At 70.2% G+C, this 19,362-nt stretch carries 20 protein-coding genes and 1 pseudogene; 3 read left to right on the forward strand and 18 right to left on the reverse strand.

What is annotated here, in order from left to right; all coding sequences use genetic code 11:
• The 16 genes and pseudogenes from A2U95_RS25725 to A2U95_RS25800 form a co-directional block, all read right to left on the reverse strand.
• The coding region (locus A2U95_RS25725; RefSeq protein WP_166027286.1) for a homocysteine S-methyltransferase family protein at nt 1-1,405 on the reverse strand (1,405 nt) is incomplete at its 3' end.
• Nucleotides 1,402-2,385, reverse strand: a complete 984-nt coding sequence (locus tag A2U95_RS25730) for a carbohydrate kinase family protein (RefSeq protein ID WP_166027288.1) — start codon at nt 2,383-2,385, stop codon at nt 1,402-1,404. The genes A2U95_RS25730 and A2U95_RS25725, both read right to left, overlap by 4 nt.
• 1 nt (nt 2,386) lies before the next feature.
• Entirely contained in the window at nt 2,387-3,595 is a 1,209-nt protein-coding gene (gene metK, locus A2U95_RS25735) for a methionine adenosyltransferase (RefSeq protein WP_166027290.1), read from the reverse strand.
• A 1-nt stretch (nt 3,596) separates the two neighbouring features.
• Nucleotides 3,597-3,839, reverse strand: a complete 243-nt coding sequence (locus A2U95_RS25740; RefSeq protein ID WP_166027292.1) for an acyl carrier protein — start codon at nt 3,837-3,839, stop codon at nt 3,597-3,599.
• A 47-nt stretch (nt 3,840-3,886) separates the two neighbouring features.
• On the reverse strand, nt 3,887-4,324 hold the full coding sequence (gene acpS / locus A2U95_RS25745; RefSeq protein WP_166027294.1) for a holo-ACP synthase: 438 nt from the start codon (nt 4,322-4,324) through the stop codon (nt 3,887-3,889).
• 1 nt (nt 4,325) lies between these two features.
• Nucleotides 4,326-5,204 (reverse strand): class-II aminoacyl-tRNA synthetase family protein, encoded by an 879-nt coding sequence (locus A2U95_RS25750; protein ID WP_240958119.1) that lies wholly within the window; start codon nt 5,202-5,204, stop codon nt 4,326-4,328.
• A 73-nt stretch (nt 5,205-5,277) separates the two neighbouring features.
• Nucleotides 5,278-6,168, reverse strand: a complete 891-nt coding sequence (locus A2U95_RS25755; RefSeq protein WP_166027296.1) for a diiron oxygenase — start codon at nt 6,166-6,168, stop codon at nt 5,278-5,280.
• 49 nt (nt 6,169-6,217) lie between these two features.
• Nucleotides 6,218-7,291, reverse strand: a complete 1,074-nt coding sequence (locus A2U95_RS25760) for a class I SAM-dependent methyltransferase (protein WP_166027298.1) — start codon at nt 7,289-7,291, stop codon at nt 6,218-6,220.
• Nucleotides 7,288-8,118 carry a class I SAM-dependent methyltransferase gene (locus A2U95_RS25765; protein WP_166027300.1) on the reverse strand — a complete coding sequence of 277 codons (831 nt, stop codon included), beginning with the start codon at nt 8,116-8,118 and terminating at the stop codon, nt 7,288-7,290. Before A2U95_RS25765 ends, A2U95_RS25760 begins: the two co-directional genes overlap by 4 nt.
• A gap of 37 nt (nt 8,119-8,155) precedes the next feature.
• The gene (locus A2U95_RS25770; RefSeq protein ID WP_166027302.1) at nt 8,156-8,698 is read right to left on the reverse strand and encodes a MaoC family dehydratase; all 543 of its coding nucleotides are present in this window, start codon (nt 8,696-8,698) and stop codon (nt 8,156-8,158) included.
• Between the two features lie 80 nt (nt 8,699-8,778).
• On the reverse strand, nt 8,779-9,951 hold the full coding sequence (locus A2U95_RS25775; protein ID WP_166027304.1) for a trans-sulfuration enzyme family protein: 1,173 nt from the start codon (nt 9,949-9,951) through the stop codon (nt 8,779-8,781).
• Nucleotides 9,952-10,092: 141 nt separating this feature from the next.
• Nucleotides 10,093-11,535 (reverse strand): MFS transporter, encoded by a 1,443-nt coding sequence (locus A2U95_RS25780; protein ID WP_166027306.1) that lies wholly within the window; start codon nt 11,533-11,535, stop codon nt 10,093-10,095.
• A gap of 265 nt (nt 11,536-11,800) precedes the next feature.
• Nucleotides 11,801-11,935: pseudogene (locus A2U95_RS33850) on the reverse strand (transposase); the annotation flags it as partial.
• 661 nt (nt 11,936-12,596) lie between these two features.
• Entirely contained in the window at nt 12,597-13,127 is a 531-nt protein-coding gene (locus A2U95_RS25790; RefSeq protein ID WP_166027308.1) for a carboxymuconolactone decarboxylase family protein, read from the reverse strand.
• Between the two features lie 108 nt (nt 13,128-13,235).
• Nucleotides 13,236-14,078 (reverse strand): hypothetical protein, encoded by an 843-nt coding sequence (locus A2U95_RS25795; protein WP_166027310.1) that lies wholly within the window; start codon nt 14,076-14,078, stop codon nt 13,236-13,238.
• Between the two features lie 533 nt (nt 14,079-14,611).
• On the reverse strand, nt 14,612-15,160 hold the full coding sequence (locus A2U95_RS25800; protein ID WP_166027313.1) for a DUF4396 domain-containing protein: 549 nt from the start codon (nt 15,158-15,160) through the stop codon (nt 14,612-14,614).
• Between the two features lie 276 nt (nt 15,161-15,436).
• Here A2U95_RS25800 and A2U95_RS25805 point away from each other — a divergent pair, with 276 nt between their 5' ends.
• The 3 genes from A2U95_RS25805 to A2U95_RS25815 all read left to right on the forward strand — a co-directional run bounded on the left by A2U95_RS25805 (nt 15,437) and on the right by A2U95_RS25815 (nt 17,579).
• A complete protein-coding gene (locus A2U95_RS25805; RefSeq protein ID WP_166027315.1) occupies nt 15,437-15,847 on the forward strand; it encodes a DUF6153 family protein in 411 nt (136 codons plus the stop codon).
• A 119-nt stretch (nt 15,848-15,966) separates the two neighbouring features.
• Complete coding sequence (locus tag A2U95_RS25810) at nt 15,967-16,596, forward strand: DUF305 domain-containing protein (protein WP_166027317.1); 630 nt, start codon at nt 15,967-15,969, stop codon at nt 16,594-16,596.
• An 86-nt stretch (nt 16,597-16,682) separates the two neighbouring features.
• Nucleotides 16,683-17,579 (forward strand): F510_1955 family glycosylhydrolase, encoded by an 897-nt coding sequence (locus A2U95_RS25815; protein ID WP_166027319.1) that lies wholly within the window; start codon nt 16,683-16,685, stop codon nt 17,577-17,579.
• A 310-nt stretch (nt 17,580-17,889) separates the two neighbouring features.
• On the opposite strand, the gene A2U95_RS25820 is transcribed toward A2U95_RS25815, so the two are convergent.
• Complete coding sequence (locus A2U95_RS25820) at nt 17,890-18,798, reverse strand: M56 family metallopeptidase (RefSeq protein ID WP_166027321.1); 909 nt, start codon at nt 18,796-18,798, stop codon at nt 17,890-17,892.
• Nucleotides 18,795-19,163 carry a BlaI/MecI/CopY family transcriptional regulator gene (locus A2U95_RS25825; RefSeq protein ID WP_166027323.1) on the reverse strand — a complete coding sequence of 123 codons (369 nt, stop codon included), beginning with the start codon at nt 19,161-19,163 and terminating at the stop codon, nt 18,795-18,797. The genes A2U95_RS25820 and A2U95_RS25825 overlap by 4 nt, the downstream gene beginning before the upstream one ends.
• Nucleotides 19,164-19,362 lie beyond the last annotated feature (199 nt).

Below are 19,362 nucleotides of genomic sequence, written 5' to 3' on the forward strand. Positions count from 1 at the left end.
TGGTCAGCGCGATCAGCGCGGCGCCGTGCTCCCGGGCCAGCTCGGTGACCCTGGCGAACCGCGACCCGGGCCCGGCGCCGTCCTCGTAGTTGACGGAGTTGATGACGGCGCGCCCGCCCAGCTTCTCCAGGCCGGCCCGCAGCACCTCCACCTCGGTGGAGTCCAGCACGATCGGCAGCGTGGAGGCGGTCGCGAACCGGCCGGCCAGCTCCGCCATGTCCGCGACGCCGTCCCGGCCCACGTAGTCGACGCACAGGTCGAGCATGTGCGCGCCCTCGCGGATCTGCTCGCGGGCCATCTCCACGCAGTCGTCCCAGCGGCCCTCCAGCATCGCCTCGCGGAACTTCCTCGACCCGTTGGCGTTGGTGCGCTCACCGATCGCCAGGTAGGAGGTGTCCTGCCGGAACGGCACCGTCTGGTAGAGCGAGGCCGCACCCGGCTCCGGGCGCGGCTCACGCACCGCGGGCACGGCCCCCCGGACACGCTCGACCAGCTGACGCAGGTGCTCCGGCGTGGTACCGCAACAGCCGCCGACCAGGGACAGCCCGTAGTCGCGGACGAAGTCCTGCTGCGCGTCCGCCAGCTCAACCGGCGACAGCGGATAGCGGGCGCCGTCCTTGGTGAGTTCCGGCAGGCCGGCGTTGGGCATGCAGGACAGCCGGATGCGGGAGTGCCGGGCCAGGTGGCGCAGGTGCTCGGTCATCTCGGCGGGACCGGTGGCGCAGTTCAGGCCGATCACGTCGATGCCGAGCGGCTCCAGCGCGGTCAGCGCGGCGCCGATCTCGGAACCGAGCAGCATGGTGCCGGTGGCCTCGACCGTGACCGACACGATCAGCGGGACCTCGAACCCGGTGGCCTCCATCGCGCGGCGGCCGGCGACGACGGCGGCCTTGGCCTGCAGCAGGTCCTGGGCCGTCTCCACCAGCAGCGCGTCCGCGCCGCCCGCGAGCAGGCCCTCGGCGTTCCGCTGGTAAGCATCCCGAATGGCGGGAAAGGTGATGTGGCCGAGGCTGGGCAGCTTCGTTCCGGGCCCCATCGAGCCCAGCACCCAGCGCGGACGCCCGTCACGTGCAGCGAACTCGTCGGCCACTTCTCGGGCCACCTCGGCCCCGGCCTCCGACAGCTCGAAGATCCGCTCGGCGATCCCGTATTCCCCCAGGGCTGCGAGGTTCGCGCCGAAGGTGTTGGTCTCCACGCAGTCGACGCCCACGGCGAAGTAGGCCTCGTGCACCGACCGCACTACGTCGGGCCGCGTCACGTTCAGGATCTCGTTGCAGCCCTCGAAGCCCTGGAAGTCCTCCTGCGTGGGGTCCTGGGCCTGGAGCATCGTGCCCATCGCCCCGTCCGCCACGACCACACGGGTGGCAAGCGCCGTCCTCAGACCGTCACTGCGCGCTTTCCTCATGACAGCCCTCGCACATGAGACACGATGTGCGCAGCGCATCCCACCCCGTAGGTGAACCGCAGCTGTGACAGCAGCGGTTCGCGGTACAGCCGGTATTCCTGCGTCCCGACGTACTCCAGGGCGGTGGCGGCCAGGACGCAGCCGAGTTGAGCCGCGCACTTCTCCGGTATTCCCCATGCCGTGCCGGCGAGGAACCCCGCACGGAAGGCGTCTCCGACCCCGGTCGGGTCCACGACACCGGCCACCTCGACCGCCGGTACGGTCAGGGCCTTGTGACCGTCGCGCTGGATGCGGACGCCCGCGGCCCCGTGCGTGGTGACCCAGCAACCGACGCGGCGCAGGATCTCGGTGGTGGTCAGTTGGGTGCGTTCCTGAAGCAGCGCGGTCTCGTACTCGTTGGTGAACAGCCAGCGCGCTCCGTCGATCAGTTCGAGGACGTCGTCCTTGCTCAAGCGGGCCAGCTGCTGAGAGGGGTCGGAGGCGAAGGGGATGCCCAGGGAGCGGCATGCCCGTGTGTGCCGGAGCATGGCCGCGGGGTCGTCGGGTGAGATCATCACCAGCCCGAGCCGCCCCACCCGTTCGACCACCCTTCCCAGGTCGATCCGGTGGGCTTCCGTCATGGCGCCGGCGTAGAAGGTCGCGATCTGGTTCTGCATCCGGTCGGTCGTACACACGAAACGCGCCGTGTGCTGTTCCTCGCTGACCAGCACGGAGTCGGTGTCGACCCCGTGCTGCTTCAGCCGGACCCGGTAGGGCTCGAAGTCGTCGCCGACCGCACCGACGAGCACCGGGCGCAGGCCGAGCAGCCCGAGGCCGAAGGAGATGTTCGCTGCCACGCCGCCGCGACGTATCTCCAGCCGGTCGGCGAGGAAGGACAGGGAGACGCGGTCGAGGCTGCCGGCCAGAAGTTGGTCGGTGAAGCTCCCCGGGAAGGACATCAGATGGTCAGTGGCGATGGAGCCCGTGACAGCGATGCGCATCTCAGCCCTCCACGACCCTGCGCAGGGCGTCGGACCGGTCCGTGGATTCCCACGAGAGGTCGGGAAGCTCACGTCCGAAGTGGCCGTACGCCGCGGTCTGGGCGTAGATAGGGCGCAGCAGGTCCAGGTCCCGGATGATCGCGGCGGGCCGCAGGTCGAACACGTCGGTGACGGCGGCCTGGATGCGGTCGACGGGCACGGTTTCGGTGCCGAAGGTCTCGACGAACAGTCCGACCGGCTCGGCCTTGCCGATGGCGTACGCCACCTGGACCTCGCAGCGGGCGGCCAGGCCCGCTGCGACGACGTTCTTGGCGACCCAGCGCATGGCGTAGGCGGCGGAGCGGTCCACCTTGGACGGGTCCTTGCCGGAGAAGGCGCCGCCCCCGTGGCGGGCCATGCCGCCGTAGGTGTCGATGATGATCTTGCGGCCGGTCAGGCCGGCGTCTCCCATCGGACCGCCGACCTCGAACCGTCCGGTGGGGTTGACCAGTAGCCGGTAACCGTCGCTCTCGAGGCTGATGCCCTGCTCGGCCAGTGTCTTGAGCGTCGGCTCGACGACGAGTTCCCTGATGTCCGGGGTCAGCAGGCCTTCCAGGTTGATGTCCGGAGCATGCTGCGAGGAGACGACGACGGTGTCCAGGCGGACCGCCTTGTCGCCGTCGTACTCGATGGTGACCTGGGTCTTGCCGTCCGGTCGCAGGTAGGGACACGTGCCGTCCTTGCGGACCTCGGTCAGTCGCTGTGCCAGCCGGTGCGCGAGGTGGATCGGCAGCGGCATGAGCTCAGGAGTGTCGTCGCAGGCGTATCCGAACATCAGGCCCTGGTCGCCGGCGCCCTGCCGGGACAGCCCGTCGTCGCCTCCCTCGACCCGGGTCTCATAGGCGGAGTCCACCCCTTGGGCGATGTCCGGGGACTGGGCTCCGATCGACACCGACACACCGCAGGAGGCCCCGTCGAAGCCCTTGGCGGAGGAGTCGTAGCCGATTTCGAGGATCGTGTCGCGCACCAGCTGCGCCATGGGGGCGTAGGCGGTGGTGGTGACCTCTCCCGCGATGTGCACCTGTCCCGTGGTGATCAGGGTCTCCACGGCGACGCGCGCGGCCGGGTCCTGGGCCAGCAGCGCGTCCAGGATCGTGTCACTGATCCGGTCGGCGATCTTGTCGGGATGTCCCTCGGTGACGGATTCGGAGGTGAAGAGCCGCCTGGTCATCTCACTTCACCTCCGCACGGAAGAAGTTCTCGTCGATGGCGTCGAGCGTGCGGATGGCGTCGACCTCGAGGGTCTCCATCTCGATGGAACGGCCGCTGTGCTGCTCCAGCAGGAAGACGAACTCGACGAAGGACAGCGAGTCGATGAGGCGGTTCTCGATCAGGTCCAGGTCTCCCGGGACGTCCTCGCGGTCCGGGTGGCGCTTGAGGATCCAGTCCTTCACCTGCTGCAGGGCGTCGCTCATGGGTGTGCTCCTCACAATGCTGTGTACGGGTGAGTGGGGCAGGCGTCTCACGGCCGGAGGCCGGAGGGATCGCCGAGGATGGGTGCGGCTACGGCCACCGCGTAGTCCACGTCGTGGCTGATGCTCACCGTGATGTCCGTGATGCCGGACTCCGCCGCCATTTCGGCGGCGGTACGCCGCAGCTCGACGAGCGGCCAACCGCCGTCCGAGCGGCGTACCACGATGTCCCGCCAGGGCAGGAACCGGCCCTGGACCCGCAGGGTCTTGAACGCCGCTTCCTTGGCCGCGATCCGCCCGCAGAGGCTGAGCAGGTCGATCCCGCTGCTCGTGCGGCAGTCGGCGAGTTCTCCGGGGTCCAGCATCCGCTCGAAGAACCTCTCGCCGTGGTCCTCGAGGAGCCGGCGGACGCGTTTGACGGACACGATGTCCATGCCGAGGTTCGCCCAGCCCAGGCCGCTGCCTGCGGCGGTGGGGCGGGCCGGCACGTCACACCCCCGGTTCGACCGGGGAGAAACGGTTCCTGGCCGCGTGGACGGCCTCTGTGGCGGCGGCCCAGCTGCCGTGCCGCCGGGTGAGGGCGGACAGCCAGCGTTCCAGGCCGAAGGCGACGCAGCTGGTGAAGGCCGGATCACCGGTGCCGGCGAGGGTGATGGAACAGCGGTCACCGAAGAAGTTGCGGTGGGTGTTGACGGAGGCTATCGCCAGGTCCTCGTAGAGGAACTCGTGTTTGACGGGTGACAGGCGCTGCAGTACCGCCTTGGACCCGCCCTTGTCGTAGAAGGGGTCGCATGCGGCCTCCTTGCGCAGCGGCAGGTCCAGCGCCTGGGCGAAGGCGGTGATGCGGTCGCTGAAGTCGCACAGGTGCTTCTCGGTGTGTTCGCGGCCGCCGAGGGCCACGATTTCCCTCATGTGGAATCCGAGCTGGCGCCTGAGTCCCTCGTAGCGTTCCTCCTTGCGGAAGCACCAGCCGACGACGGTGATGAGGGTGTCCTCCGCGACCTCACGGCCTTCGTGGTCGAGGTAGACCGCGTAACAGGACGCGGAGGGCAGGCCGAGTTGGGCCGGCTGCAAGGTGCTGCAGGGGAAGCATCCGGTTTCGGCACAGAACTCCCCCCGCCGGTCGACCTCGATCGCTGTGGCGACGACGGCCTGGTGCGGGAAGTTCTCGTAGTAGTCCAGACGCCTCAGGTCCGCGGCCGGAAGCAGCGGGGGCATGGTCATGGAGCGGGCTCCGGCCGCCAGCCCCCAGCTTTCGAAGGTGTCGTCGAGGAGCCGCAGCAGGGCGGTGCCCTCCGGCCCGAGGGAGGGCAGGCCGTGGGCTTCTCCGGGGGAATTTCGCAACGCTGTGAACGTGGTGTGGGACACGGTGGTCGACCACCTCTCGGTTGGCCGGCAGCCCGGACGGCGGCGGGACAGGCCGGCAGGACTGTCCGGCAGGTCAGATGACCGGCAGCGTGTCGTCGGAGAAGATGCCGGTCTTGAGGAAGAAGGCGAGCGGCTTGCGGATGGCCTTGCGCTCGTACTCGCGTCGGCGTTCGTCGGCGAGCAGGGCGTTGCGCAGGGCGAGCGGGTCGGCGATGCCGGCGTCGCGGTAGACGTGCGGGTTGTAGAGGGAGTTGATGCTGAAGACGACGTAGCGCTTGAGGTAGCTCTCCACCTCGCGCAGCCGCTCCTCGCTCACCGCCTCGCGCATTCGGGTGAACAGCAGCGAGACCAGTTCGCGTCCGAAGGCGATGTGCCGGGACTCGTCCTGGTGGTGGAGGCGGTTGACCTGGCGGATGGTGTCGCAGAGCGTCTCGTCCTGCGCCATCCGCATGTTGTAGTGGTCGACCAGCTCCTCGAAGAACAGGATGCGGGCGAAGACGAGGAAGTTCTCGATCTCGGGCTCCCAGGCCGAGTCGGCGCGCATGGCCGTCGAGGGGTAGATCCTGTCGCCGTAGCGCCGGCAGAATTCGGCGAAGAACCACATGTGTTCGTTCTCTTCACCGATGAAGTGGTGGAAGAAGTCGGACGGCACCTCGAAGCCGGGCATGTGGATGCGGTTGACGACCTCGATGAGCAGTTCGCGGATGCCGTGCACGTTGAGGCTGTAGAAGTTGATGGACTCCCACCTGGACAGCCGGTGCAGGGTCTCCTCACCGAGCTCGTCGAAGTGCGGCGTGCCGTAGGGGGTGAGCAGCTCGGGGCTCATCCACAGGCGGTTCTCGTCCAGCTTCTCGGGCCACTGGAACTGCTGGTACGGGTTGTAGTAGTCCTCGATGGACTTCTCGCTGAGCCGCTCGAGAACCTCGAGGAAGCGGTCGGTGACGGGCAGGGCCGTGGTGGCCATGGTCTCTCCTGTCGGGTCGGACGGGTCGGAACCGGACGTCGTACACGGCTCAGGGCCGGACCTCGTACACGGCGTTGACCGGGGTCTCGGTGGCGCGCCGCCAGCGGGTGAAGCCGGCCTCCTCCGCGATGGCGCGGAACGCCTTCTCCCCGGAGTGGTTGCCGAGGGCGTGCGGACCGCGCTGGGCGACTGCGACGGGCAGGCACATCACGGCGGACAGCGCCATGAACATGCGGGCCGCCGGCGTGCGGGTGTGGATGTCGGAGGGCGAGACGTTGGACTCGACGAGCATCCAGGTGCCGTCCTGGTTCAGGGACTTGTGGACGTGCTGGGCGGCGGAGACCGGGTCACCCATGTCGTGCAGGCAGTTGAAGAAGGTGACCAGGTCGTACTCGGTACCCGGGTAGTCGTCGGCGGAGGCGGTCTCGAAGACGACGCGCCCGGACAGGCCCTCGTCCTCGGCGAGTTGCCGGGCGATGGTGACGGCCTCCTCCGAGTAGTCGAAGCCGTACACCTTGGCCTGCGGGTAGGCCTTGGCGATGAGCAGGGTCGTGTGTCCGACGCCGCAGCCGATGTCGGCGACGCTGCCGCCGTTCTCCAGCTTCTCGGTGACGCCTTCCAGTGCGGGCAGCCAGTCGCTCAGCAGCCGGTGCCGGTAGGTGGGCTGGAAGAAGCTGCCCATGCCTGTGTCGAGGGCCGGGTCGTGCTCGGCCCAGCCGACGCCTTCACCGGTGCGGTAGGCGTCGACCAGCAGGTCCTCGGTGGCGTACAGCGCCTTGAGAGCGGTGAAGAACCCCGCGGCGAAGGTCGCGGAGCCGGGTTCGGCGAGCACGGAGGCGTGCGCCGCGGGCAGGGTGTACTTGTTGGACGACGGGTGACGTTCCACGTAGTCGGCGCTGAGCTGGGCGTGCAGCCACTCCTCCGCGTACCGCTCGGTGATGCCGGCGCGTTCCGCGAACTCCGCGGGGGTGAGCGGGCCGTGTTCGGCCAGTGCGCGGTACAGGCCGAGCCGCTCGCCGATGGAGATGCTCAGGCCGCGGACGGCCGCGGCGGCGTCGTCGATGACGCGCTGGTGGAAGGCGGTGGTCGGGTCGGCGCTCGGGGCACCGGTCTGCTCGGTCATGACGTGGCCTCGTCTCGGATCGCGGTGAACAGGAAGGAACGCGGCACTCGGGGCACCTCACGCGCCGGCACCGGGTAGGGCCAGCGGCCGAAGTCGGCGCCGTCCTCGCCGGGCTGTTTGACCTCGCGCACCGTCCAGCCGCAGGAGGTGAGCAGCTGCTCGGGCTCCTCGGTGCCGAACAGCCAGGGGTTGCCGTCCTCTTCGAGCGCCTTCATGAAGGGCCGCGAGAGCGGGTTGTCCAGGGCGGCCTTGCTGATGACGTCGCCGAGGAGGACGGAGCCCGGGGAGCTGTGCTGCCACAGGGTCGTGATCAGGGTGCGCACGGCGTCTTCGGGCAGGAAGAACAGCAGGCCCTCGACCACCCACAGCGTGGGCTGCTCGGAGCGCCAGCCCGCTTCCTTCAGCGGACCGGTCCAGTCCTGGGTGAGGTCGACGGCGACGGTGCGGCGCTCGCGGCCGGCCGGCTCGGGCTCATCGGCGAGCATGGCCGCCTTGGCCTCGAGAAGCGCGGGCCGGTCGAGCTCGTAGATGGTGACGCCCGTCGGCCAGTCGAGCCGGTAGTGGCGGGTGTCCATGCCGGCCGCGAGAAACACGACCTGGCGGATCTCCTGCTCCCGCACCGCGCGGCCGATGGCGCGGTCCAGGTACGTGGTGCGGATGGCGAGGAACGGCACGGTGCCTGCGCCCGCGTAGCGTTCGAGCAGCTCGAAGCCGGTGGTTCCGGCGACGGTACGGGCGTACGGATCGGCGAACAGCCGGTCCTCACGCTCGGTCTCCAGGGCCCGCGCGGCGGCGGTCCACTGGGCGGTGCGGGATACGGCCTCCACAGGAGGTCTCCCTTCGGGAAGCGCTTGGGAAGCGGGATTACAGCGGGACGTGTGCGGACGGCCGTGTCCGGCTCTCTCGTGCACAGGGCACCGGGTCCTCCGCCGCGGACATCGACGCGGGGGATTCGGCGGAGGGGCCGGCAGGACGCCGCCGGAAGATGCTGTGCAGGATCATGCTGAACACGACCGTCCCGTCGGGGGCCACCAGCTCGCAGCGCGGCTGGACGATGCCGGTGGCGGGATTGCCGAGCGAGGGGCGCGATCCGAGGATCCGGATGCGCGCGGTGAGGGTGTCGCCCGGGCGCACGGGCCGGTGGTAGCGGATCTCGTCGATGCCCGGCGACCCGGTGCAGGCGCTGTAGGCGAGGAGCCCGTCGACGTAGCGCCGCATGAAGAGCGCCGAGGTGTGGAAGCCGCTGGCGATCAGCCCTCCGAAGGGCGACTGCTTCGCCTGCTCGGGGTCGATGTGGAAGGGCTGCGGGTCGTAGCGCCGCGCGAACTCCAGTACCTCCTCCTCGGTGACGGTGACGGTGCCCAGCTCGTGGATGTCACCGGTGCGGAAGTCCTCGAAGTAGCGCATGAACGCCCCCTGGAGCCGGAGAGAAGATCTCTTGACGTACTACAATCTACGAACCTCCCGTTTATTTTGTCAATCCAAATCTATGGACGGCCCAAAGCTTGCTCGATGTCGCGCCAGAGATCGTCCGGGTGCTCGATGCCCACCGACATCCGCACCGTTCCCGCACCGATGCCGGCCGCCGCCAGCGCCTCCTCCCCCAGCTCCCGGTGCGATGTCGACGCCGGGTGCGCGACCAGCGTCTCCACGCCGCCCAGCGACAGGGCGAGCCGGGCGAGCCGCACCCGTTCGATGAACGCGCGTCCGGCCGCCCGGCCGCCGGCGAGCTCGAAGGAGACCATGCCGCCGCCTCCCGACAGCACCTTGCGCGCCAGGTCGTACGTGGGATGGCCGGGAAGCCAGGGCCAGTGCACGGCGGTGACCCGCTCGTGCTCCGCGAGCCGACCGGCCAGCAGTTGCGCGCCCGCACAGTGCTGCCGCATCCGCAACGGCAGTGACGGCAGCCCGCGCAGGGTCAGCCAGGCCGCGAACGGATCGGCGCAGGCGCCGAGTTCGACGGTCCGCGGCCATACCCGGTCGCGCAACTCCCCATCGGCGAAAACGGCCACCCCGCCCAGCACGTCGGAGTGGCCTGCCAGGTACTTGGTCGTCGAGTGCACGACCACGTCGGCGCCGTGCTCCAAGGGACGGCACAGCACGGGCGACGCGAGCGAGTTGTCCACCACGCTCACCACGCCGTGCCGCCGAGCGGCCGCCAGCAGGCCGGGCAGGTCGGGCACCCGCCCGGTCGGATTGGCGATGGTCTCCAGGTGCAGTACCCGAGTGGTGGGCCGGACGAGCCGCTCGAACTCGGCCACGTCGTCGCCGCGTACGTACTCCACCTCTACGCCGTACCGCCCGGCGAGGTCCGACAGCACGGCGTACGTACCGCCGTACAGACAGCGCTGTGCCACCACGTGGTCACCTGGCCGCAGCAGCGCCAGCAGCACACCGCTGATCGCCCCCATCCCGGACGCGAAAGCGATCGCGGCGGCTCCGCCCTCCAGACCTGCGAGCGTGTGTTCCAGGGCCCGTACGGTCGGGTTGCCGCGCCGCGAGTAGACGTAGGGGCCGTCCGGTCCGGCCATGGCGTCGGCGAGTGCGTCGGCGGAGTCGAAGGCGAAGGCCGAGGACTGGACGATGGGCACGCTCAAGGGCCGGCTGTCGCCCGGCACGGGGTCGCCGAGGACGTGCACGGCGCGGGTCTGTATGTCCATGGACGGTGCTCCTCCGTTCAAGACTCAGGGCCGCCCGGCGTCCCGGTTTCCCGGTGCCGGACGGCCCTTCGGATGTTCTCTTTCCTGCGGGACGGCGGTGCCGCGGTGACGCCTCCGCCTGCCCACCGGACGACCGGCCCGTCAGACGCCGGCCCGCTCGCCCTGCGCCGCCGGGGCGGTGTCGGCCTGCGGCGCGGCAGCGGTCTCGTCACCGCGCATCGTCAGCAGGGTGATCAGCCCGCCCGCCGCGGCGATCACGGCGGCCCAGACGAACGCCGCGCTGAAGCCGTCCGTCAGGGCGGGCAGGTCGCCCAGCCGGCCGGCGCCCTGGGAGGTGGCCACCGCGGTCAGCGCCGCGAGACCCAGCGCCGACCCCACCTGGTAGGTGGTGTTGACGATGCCGGACGCCAGGCCTGCCTGCTCCTGCGGAGCACCGGACATCGCGGCCATCATCGCCGGAATGTAGGCGAGCGACATGCCGAGCGCGGCGACCAGCGACGCGGGCAGCACGTCGACCACGAAGGTGCCGGTGGGCTCGACGGCGGACAGCCACACCAGCCCGGCCGCGAGGACCAGCAGACCGCCGCCGATCAGCGGCTTGGCGCCGAACTTGGCCATCAGCTTCGCCGTGATCACCGTCATGAAGATCATCAGCAGGCCGGTCATCGGCAGCAGTGCGGCACCGGAGGCGAATGCTCCGTAACCGAGCACCTGCTGGAGGTACAGGTTGAGGAAGTACCACATGGGGATCCACGCGGCGCCGAGCAGCGTCATCGCCAGGTTGGCCGAGCCGAGCCGCGGGACGCGCCAGATACCGAGCGGCATCAGCGGCTCGCGCACCGTCTTCTGGATCACGAAGAAGAGCGCGAGCAGCGCGGCGGCACCGACCAGCTGGAAGACGGTGCCGGTGGAGGTCCAGCCGACCTCCGGCGCCCGGACGATGGCGAACACGGCAAGCGCCAGACCGGCGGTCACCGCCACGGCTCCGAGCACGTCGACGGCGCCGCGGCGGCTGTCGACGGCGGGCAGGAGCTTGGTGGCGGCGAGGGTGGCCACACCGATCGGGACGTAGAGGATGAAGATCCACGGCCAGCTCAGCCACTCGGTGAACACCCCACCGAGGAACACGCCGGCCGTGCCGCCCGCGGGGGCGGCGGCGCCGTAGAGCGCCATGGCCTTGCCGAGCTCCTTCGGGTCGTGCGCGAAGAGCATCATGAGCAGCGTCATGGCCGAGGGCGCGATCAGCGCACCGCCCACGCCCTGGACGGCGCGACCGACGATCTCCACCCAGGCCGTCTGCGCAGCGGCCGCGACGACCGAGCCCGCGATCAGCACGACCCAGCCGGTGTTGAAGACCTTGCGCGCGCCGAGCAGGTCGGAGAGGCGACCACCGAGCAGCAGCAGCCCGCCGAAGGCGATGACGTACGCGTTGAAGACCCACTGCAGCTCGCCCTGCGAGAAGCCGAGGTCCTTCTGCATCTCGGGGAGCGCCACCCCGATGATTGACGTGTCCATGATAACCATGAACTGAGCGGCGGCGAGCACGACCAGTGCCCACCAGCGCCGGGGATTGACGGCTGACATGGGTTCACCCTTTCTCTAACATACCCCTGGGGGGTACCCGGTGACTGCACCGTAGCATACCCATGGGGGGTATGTAAGAGAGCGGGTTGGCGGGCACGGAAAGCTTGAGGGCCAGTCACGTCGGGGTGGAAAACGCTCAAGGCTCCCGGCAGACGCGTAGGCGCTGGAAGTCGTGCAGCCGGGCGCTGGTGCACCCAACGACCCACCGGTGCGCTCCGAGCCCCGAGCCGTACGAGCACCACGTGCGGCAGGCACCGCGGTGGCCCTACCCGGCCCACAACCGAAGGGGCTTGGCGAGGAAGGGCGGCAACCGCTTGACGTCGTTGCGGTTTCCGCCGGTCAGCGACACCGCGAGCGGGATGCCCTGCCCGTCGACGAGGAAGTGGCGCTTGCCGCCCGGACGTGCGCGGTCGACCGGACCGGGTCCGCTTCCGGGCCTCGCCGAGCAGCCCTCACGTGGCTGGAGTCGAGCACGGTCCGGGACCGGTCGAACCGCTTCGCCGCCCGCGACTTCTCCAGCAGGACGACGTGACGGCCGGCCGCCTCCGGCACGTCACGCCGGAGCCGGAACCGAACCGAGCTCCTGGGACAGGTACTCCCACTGGATACCGGTGGGCAGGACGAAGAGGATCCCGCACCGCGTCCGCCGGCCGGGAAACACCGTGACCCCATCCGTCGTCCGGAAGGCGCCGCATGGTGACGGAACGACGGCACCGTGGCGGGCGCAGGTCACCGGCTTCGGCTGCTTCGGCGATCAGATGCCGGTGAGCGGCCTTGTGCGGTCCCTCGGCACGGTGTGGGGGTTGCCGCGCCACCACTGGGTCATCGCGAAGCTCCTGATCACTGTGATCGCGACTGTTTTGCCGTTGGTCCACACGCAGCCGTGTGGCCACCTCGCGGACGCGGTCACACGGGCGGCTCTTACGGACGGCGGGGTGGAGGGCGTGCGCGTCCGACTGATCGCGGACGCGGCCGCCGCTCCGCCGGCGCCGCCCGGTTCATGCGGCGGGGCACGGGCCCCGGGTGGAGGCCGTGCCCCGCGGGTACGGGCGGGAACGTCCCTAGGCGCCGGTGTCGCTCTCCGGGGCGAGGCCGGCGAGCAGGTTGAAGGCGCCGGTGAGGATGTTGAGGGCGACGACGCCGACGACGTCGGCTATCGCGCGGTCGCTGTAGCCGTGTTCACGCAGCGCGACGACCTGTTCGTCGGTGATCGACGTCGGTTCGCGGTAGACCTGGAGGGCGAGGGCGATGACCGCCGCGATTGCGGGATCGGCCGAGGTGCCCTCGTGGGCTCGCTCGATCTCTTCCTCGTCCACCCCCAGGGCGCGGGCGGCACCGGCATGCGCGTCGAGGCACAGCCCGCATCCCTGCAGGGCCTGGACGGCGATCGAGATCCGTTCGCTGATCCTGCGGTCGAGTTTGGCTCGCCCCATGGCCCGGCTGAGCTGGAGGTAGCCGCCCAGTACGGCCGGCGAATGCGCCATCGTGGAGACCATGTCGCCGATCCGGCCATGGCGGGAGACCAGGTCGGCGAGGAGGTCGCGCGAGGCGCCGACCGCCGTGTCGGGCGTGAGTCGGGTCAGGCGGGGCATGACGCTCCTTCCGAAGGGGGAATCGTGCTGGGGCCGGTGGGCTCGACGGGGTGGGCGTTCCCTGGCCGGGCCGTGCGCCACGTCAGCGGATCAACGGCGTCCACGCGGTCAGTGGTGTGCGTGGTCGCCGCGGTGGTGGCTCCTGTGCTCGGGTGCCGCCTGGGGTGCCGCGTCCGAGCGGGGAGTGGCCGCGGTGGTCCGCACCGTGAACTCGGCCGTCCGGACGACGTCGTCGTGCTGGAAGTCCAGGTACAGGCGGTAGGTGCCGGCCGAAGGCGCGACCGCCGTGAAGGCGATCTCGGGTCCCGGTGCGGTGGTGCCGTCACCGGGTCCACCTTCGGGGTGGACGTGAAGGTAACCCAGGTCACCGACCCGCAGTGCCACCAGGTGTCCGTACGCGGCCAGGTAGGGCTGCAGGTCGATGACGGGGTGGCCGTTCCGGCTGACGGTGAGGGTCAGCTCGCTCGCCCTGCCCGGCAGGAGTTCGCCGTCGAGCGCGACGGTGTACTCGCCGGTCCGCGCGGTCCTGGTGGCCTCGGGGAGCGGCCGAGGGTCGTACGGCCCGGCGACCGCGACGTCGATGCCCAGCGTCATGGTCCCGTCGTGGCCGGCCGGGTGGATGTCGGCGAAGAACCTCCAGTCCCCCGGTTCCAGGGCCAGTTCGGCGCTCCAGGTGCCCTTCCCGTCCATCACCGGGTGCACGTGCTGGAACCCGGACGTGTCGCGCCGGACGGCGATGAAGTGCAGTTCTCTCTCGTGCTCGGACATGAACTCGGTCACCGCCTGCCCGTCGGGGCCGATCACCCGGAAGCTGACCGGCTGCACGCCGGCGGTGAGGATCGTCGAGTCGACCTCGAGGGTGTACCCGTTCTCGGAGACCGACAGCCCGCCGGGCCGGGCTCCGCCGTGGACACCGTGGTCGGTCTGGTCGTGGCCGGAGTGATCCCTCATGACATCTCCAATGACGTGATGTGCCCTCTGGCGTCGTCCGCTCAGGACGTCGATCACAACCGTATACCCCCTGGGGGTATTTTCGCTCGCTGAACGAGGTCTCGCGGGAGGACGTGGCGAAGTGGATCCACGGGGTGGAGTCACCCACCCGCCGACGCCGTGACGTCGGCGTGCCGACCGCGGCGCCCCCGGTGGCGTCCGCCGCGGTCGGGCGGCTGAACGGAGCGGTCCGTCCGCAGACGCGCGGCAGAGGAAGCGACCGGAAGGACGGCGACTTCCTACGGGAGGGACCGCGGCGACAGTGCTGACGGCTCGTCCAATCGCCCGCCTGCGGCCCGTCACGCAGCCCGGCGTGTCGCGGGCTCATACGCGTCCGGACCGGCCGGCCTCGGCCGTCACGCCCTGGCCCACCGGCCACACGGCGTGCGGAACGAGGGCGTCGCCCCCGCGGACGCGTGCGAACACGGCCGCGCGCGGCCGGGGCGGCCTCTTCGGCGGCCGAAGAGGCCGACCCGGCGCCGCGCCGATGCGGATCAGTGGTAGGCGTGGACGACCGCGTGCCCTTTGCCGCGGCCGATCATCCACTTGTTCACCGGGGTGGTGATCACGAACGCCACGGCGAAGCCGCCGAGCAGCGCCGCCCAGAACAGCGCGTCCGACAGATGAGCGTCCATCGCACCGGGCGTCAGGGCGATGATCGCGTTGTCGACCAGTTCCATGACCGCGATGGAGACCGTGTCGGCCGCCAGCGCCACCTTGACCGCCGCCTTGAGGGACAACCCGGCCCGGACCACCGCGAACAGCGTGAAGGAGTAACCGAAGAGGAACGCCAGGCCGATCGCCAGGACCATCGTCGGCACGTTCCCCCACAGCAGCGCGGTGCCGATGACCATGCCGAGGATCTCACCGACGGCGCACCCGGTGAGGCAGTGCAGCGTCGCCTTCACCGCCGTCGGCCAGGACGCGCCGTGTCCGTGTCCGTGATGCTCCGCGTGGCTGTCGTGGTGACCGCCGGCGCCCGCAGGGGTGGTGTGGCCGTGCGTGCTGCTCGTGTGGTGCGTTCCGTGGTCCATGACCGTCATCTCCGTTCGGCTCTCCAGAGTGGCCGGTGCGGCTCACACCTCGAAACATATACCCCCAGGGGGTATGGTTTCAATGATATTCACCATCCATCGTCGGCCAAGTGGGGCGTCCCCGCCGTGCGCAGACACCGTTTCCGAAGCCTCCTTCGCCCCGAACACCCTGGCCCTGGACCGCACCTCACCGCTCCGCCGCCTCTGGCGCATGACGCAAGCACTGTCGCAGGTGTCGGGGAGCGGAGGAGATCGGTTCCGGCGGCAGCCCTTACCATGGGCGTCATGGTCAGCAGCACGTCGTGGAGCCACCGCCCTGCGAGGCGCTCCTTCGTGCTGCTGGTGATGACGGTGTTGACCGGCGTGCTGGGCATGCACGGACTCGCCCCCGGCGGAGCGCTGCCGGCCCAGGCCCACGCGACCCACGCGACCCACGCGATGGCGGCAGGTCACGCAGCGGACGCTCTCCCCGCAGACATTGCCTGCTCGCACGGTCTTGACGGTCCGCACCATCTTGCTCACGCGGACGGCACCTGTGCCGCGGCGGGCGTCACCGTCCCGTACACGCCGCCCACGCCGGACACCGGTCCGGTCGGCCCTCCCTCTGACACCTCCATGCCGGCGAAGGACATGGCGTCGACGGACGGCGGGCGCGCGCCGCCCGATCTGTCCGAGCTGCAGCTCCTGAGGGTGTAGAGCGGCCTGCACGACACCTCCGCCCCCGGTGCGGTGGCGGTGTCCTGCTTCCGCGCCTTCGGATCCGCCAGAACCGCGCGTCCTTCTTCGTGGGCAGCGCGGCGTCAAGGAGTTGCAGCATGAACCGCAAGCGTTCCCTCATCCGTCGTACCAGCGCCGTGGCCACCGCAGCCGTGGCCGCAGTCGTCCTGGCCGCCTGTGGCGGCGGCAACAGCGACACCGCCGCCGGGCACTCCGGGCACGGCGCCGACTCCCCGGCCGCCTCGGCGCCGGCGTCCCAGGGGCAGCACAACGAGGCTGACGTCGCCTTCGCCAAGGGGATGATCCCGCACCACCGCCAGGCGATCGAGATGGCCGGCCTCGCGGCCGACCGAGCCGGGTCGGCCGAGGTCAAGGAGCTCGCCGAGGACATCAGGAAGGCCCAGGACCCGGAGATCAAGACCCTCTCCGGGTGGCTCACCTCCTGGGGTGAGGAGGTGCCCGCCGAGGGTGCCATGGATCACTCCACGCACGACATGGGCGGCATGATGTCGGAGGAGGACATGAAGGAGCTCGAGGACTCCTCGGGCAAGGCGTTCGACACGGCCTTCCTCGAGATGATGATCGAGCACCACGAGGGCGCCGTCGCGATGGCCAGGACCGAGCAGTCCGACGGCAGCTACGAGCCGGCCAAGAAGATGGCCGACACGATCGTCACCTCGCAGACCGCTGAGATCACGCAGATGAACGAGCTGCTCGGCAAGAGCTGACCGGATCACCGAGGAGGGGCGGGCGCTGACGCGTCCGCCCCTCCCGGGCATGGCCCCCGCCTTCCTCAGCACCGTTGGGACTCACCGTGATCACTCCTGCTCGCACTCGGCGGCTCCGCGCCGCATGTCTTCTGGCGGCGACCGCCACGCTCCTCGCCGCTTGCTCCGGCAACGACACCGACCGGAAAGCCCAGGCGTCGACAGCCGATCCTGGCACCGGCCACCTGCACGGCCTGGGCGTCGACCCGGCCGACGACGCCGTCTACGCCGCAGGTCACTTCGGCGTCTTCCGCATCGAGAACGGCAAGGCGGTCCGAGTTGCGGACCGCTACCAGGACACCATGGGATTCACCGTCGCCGGACCCTCGACCTTCCTGGCCAGTGGTCATCCCTCCCCGACCGATCCCGATGCCCGATCACCACACCTGGGGTTGATCCGCAGTACGGACGCCGGGCGGACGTGGCGGACCCTCTCCGCGGAGGGAGAGGCGGACTTCCACGCGCTCGAGCACGCCGGGTCGTCCCTGTACGGCTTCGACAGCCAGAGCGGCAAGGTATGGGCGAGCACCGGTGGCGGACGCGGCTGGGAGCAGCGCGCGGAGCTGCCGGCGGTCGACCTCGCCGCTCACGCCGAGGCGTCCGACACCGTGTGGGCGGCCACCGGAGCGGGCCTCGAGCGCAGCGACGACGGAGGCAGGACCTTCCGGGAAGTGCCGGGCGCCCCTGGCCTGGTGGCCGTGGACGAGCCGGAGCGCGGACTGCTCGTCGGGCTCACGCCGGACGGCCGTGTCGTCAGCGGCGAAAGCGGCGGCGCCTGGGCGGACCGCGGTCGGCTGCCGGAGGGAGGAGAGGCGACGGTGCTCACCGCCGTGACCGCCCGGCGTCTGCTGGCCGCCGACAGCACCGACACCGTCTACGAATCCACCGACGGGGGCCGGACCTGGACCGTTCTGCACCGGCCGTCGCGCTCTGCCCAGCACTGATCACCCGCCCACGGGGCGGGTCGGCGGCAGCGGCCGAACCACAGGTGCCGTCGGTGGAGCAGCAGGAACGGGTCCGGGAGGTCGTGGCTTCTTCCTCGGACAGGTGGGACAGGGGTTTTCACGTGGGGGAAGGCGGGTCTCGCCCTCTCCCCGTCTCGGGCGTACCCCCTGGGGGTGTTCCTCGCTGCCCCCGGGGGGTATCGCCGTGCCGCGGTCCGACATGACGTGGGCACGCACGTCCGGACAGCGCACCTCGCCACAGCAGCCGACCGGCCGGCGCCGCGGAACACGATCCGCGGATACGGGCGTGTCAGCCGAAGAAGGGGCCGCAAGCGATGAGCAGGGGAACCAGCAAGGCCGCGAGAGAGCCTCCGACGACACCGAGCCGCGCCGCACGCCCTGGTGTCGCCGCGGGGACGAGGAGCCGGTGCAGCCGAACGGCCGCACTGGACCCTCCCGCGCCGAAGGCCGCCCTGGGCGCCCGGCCCGCAGCCACCTCACACATGGCGGCCGCCAGATTCTCGCGCGAGTGCAGTCTCAACGCACGGTCGTCCGCAGCCATCTCCAGCAGAAGAGCTACCTGTCCCTTGGCCTGCCGGGCGAGCGGCAAGCCCGGAAAGGACCGGCCGAACGCGTCCACCATCGCATGGCAGAGGTGGTGCCGCCCAGCGATGTGAGCCCGCTCGTGCGCGAGCACCGCGCCGAGCTGCTCCTGGGAGAGCACCTTGATCGCCGCGCGCGTCACCACGACCTGGCGATACCTTCCAGGCAGGCAGTAGACCACCGGGGTGTCATGGTCGACGATCACTGCGTCGTGGTCGGCGGAAGGGTTGCCCACCACGGCGAGCAGGGCCACGTGACGACGCTGAGCACGGCGAGTACGCCACACCCTGTCGAGGAACCAGCCTGCGGGAAGAAGCACGACCAGGGCCGGCGGCAGAAGCGTCGCAGGGTCGGCTGCGGCATGTGACGCGGAGCCGACGGGAAACAGGCCGCAGGCGCTCAGCAGCCCGACCAACCCGTCGTGGACATGCTGTTCGCGCAGGACCAGGTGATAAGCGGCCAGCGTGACGGTCACAAGAAAAGTGGCCATCAGGGCGTACCACGCCAGCACTGCGAGCCGAGGCGCACGATGAGTCCACCGCGCCCTGGCCAGCACACGCGGGGCAAAGACACCGACGAAGGCCGCGTATCCGGCAAGGAACAGGGTCGACGTCACGCCTCGCCCCTCCGCTTCGCCGCCCGCAGAGCCGAGCGCAGAGCCTCCACCTCGGAGGCCGACATCTGCTCGACGAAACTGAGGAGAGCGCCGGCCGGGTCGGGGTTGTCCCCCAGCGCATCCTGCATCAGCGACGCCGTGTACTGCTGGCGACTGCAGGTGGGTTCGTACTGCCAGGCCCGCCCCTGCTTCTCGCGCTGGAGCATGCCCTTGCGGAAGAGGATCTCGGCCACGGTCTTCACCGTGCTGTAGGCAATGGGGCGCGTCCGGTTGAGATCGGCATGGATGTCACGCGCGGGCGCCGGTCGTCCCCAGGTCCAGAGGCGGTTCATGATCTGCGCCTCCAGCTCACCCAGCGGTCGCACGAGACCCTCCCATCACCTTGTCGCATTCCGGCCCCGAGCGCGCATCGGCGCCGGTTCATCGTAGTGGCCGAACGGAAAGCGGGGCGCCCGGCCTTCCCTCACGCTGCCACATAGCTACTAAGTCCCTTAGAACAATGAACCGCGATCCCTGCTGCGGATGGACAAAGAACTGCGGATCCACTTCGCACGATGCTGCAGG

It is taken from the genome of Streptomyces chilikensis (assembly GCF_001642695.1).
Lineage (GTDB): Bacteria > Actinomycetota > Actinomycetes > Streptomycetales > Streptomycetaceae > Streptomyces > Streptomyces chilikensis.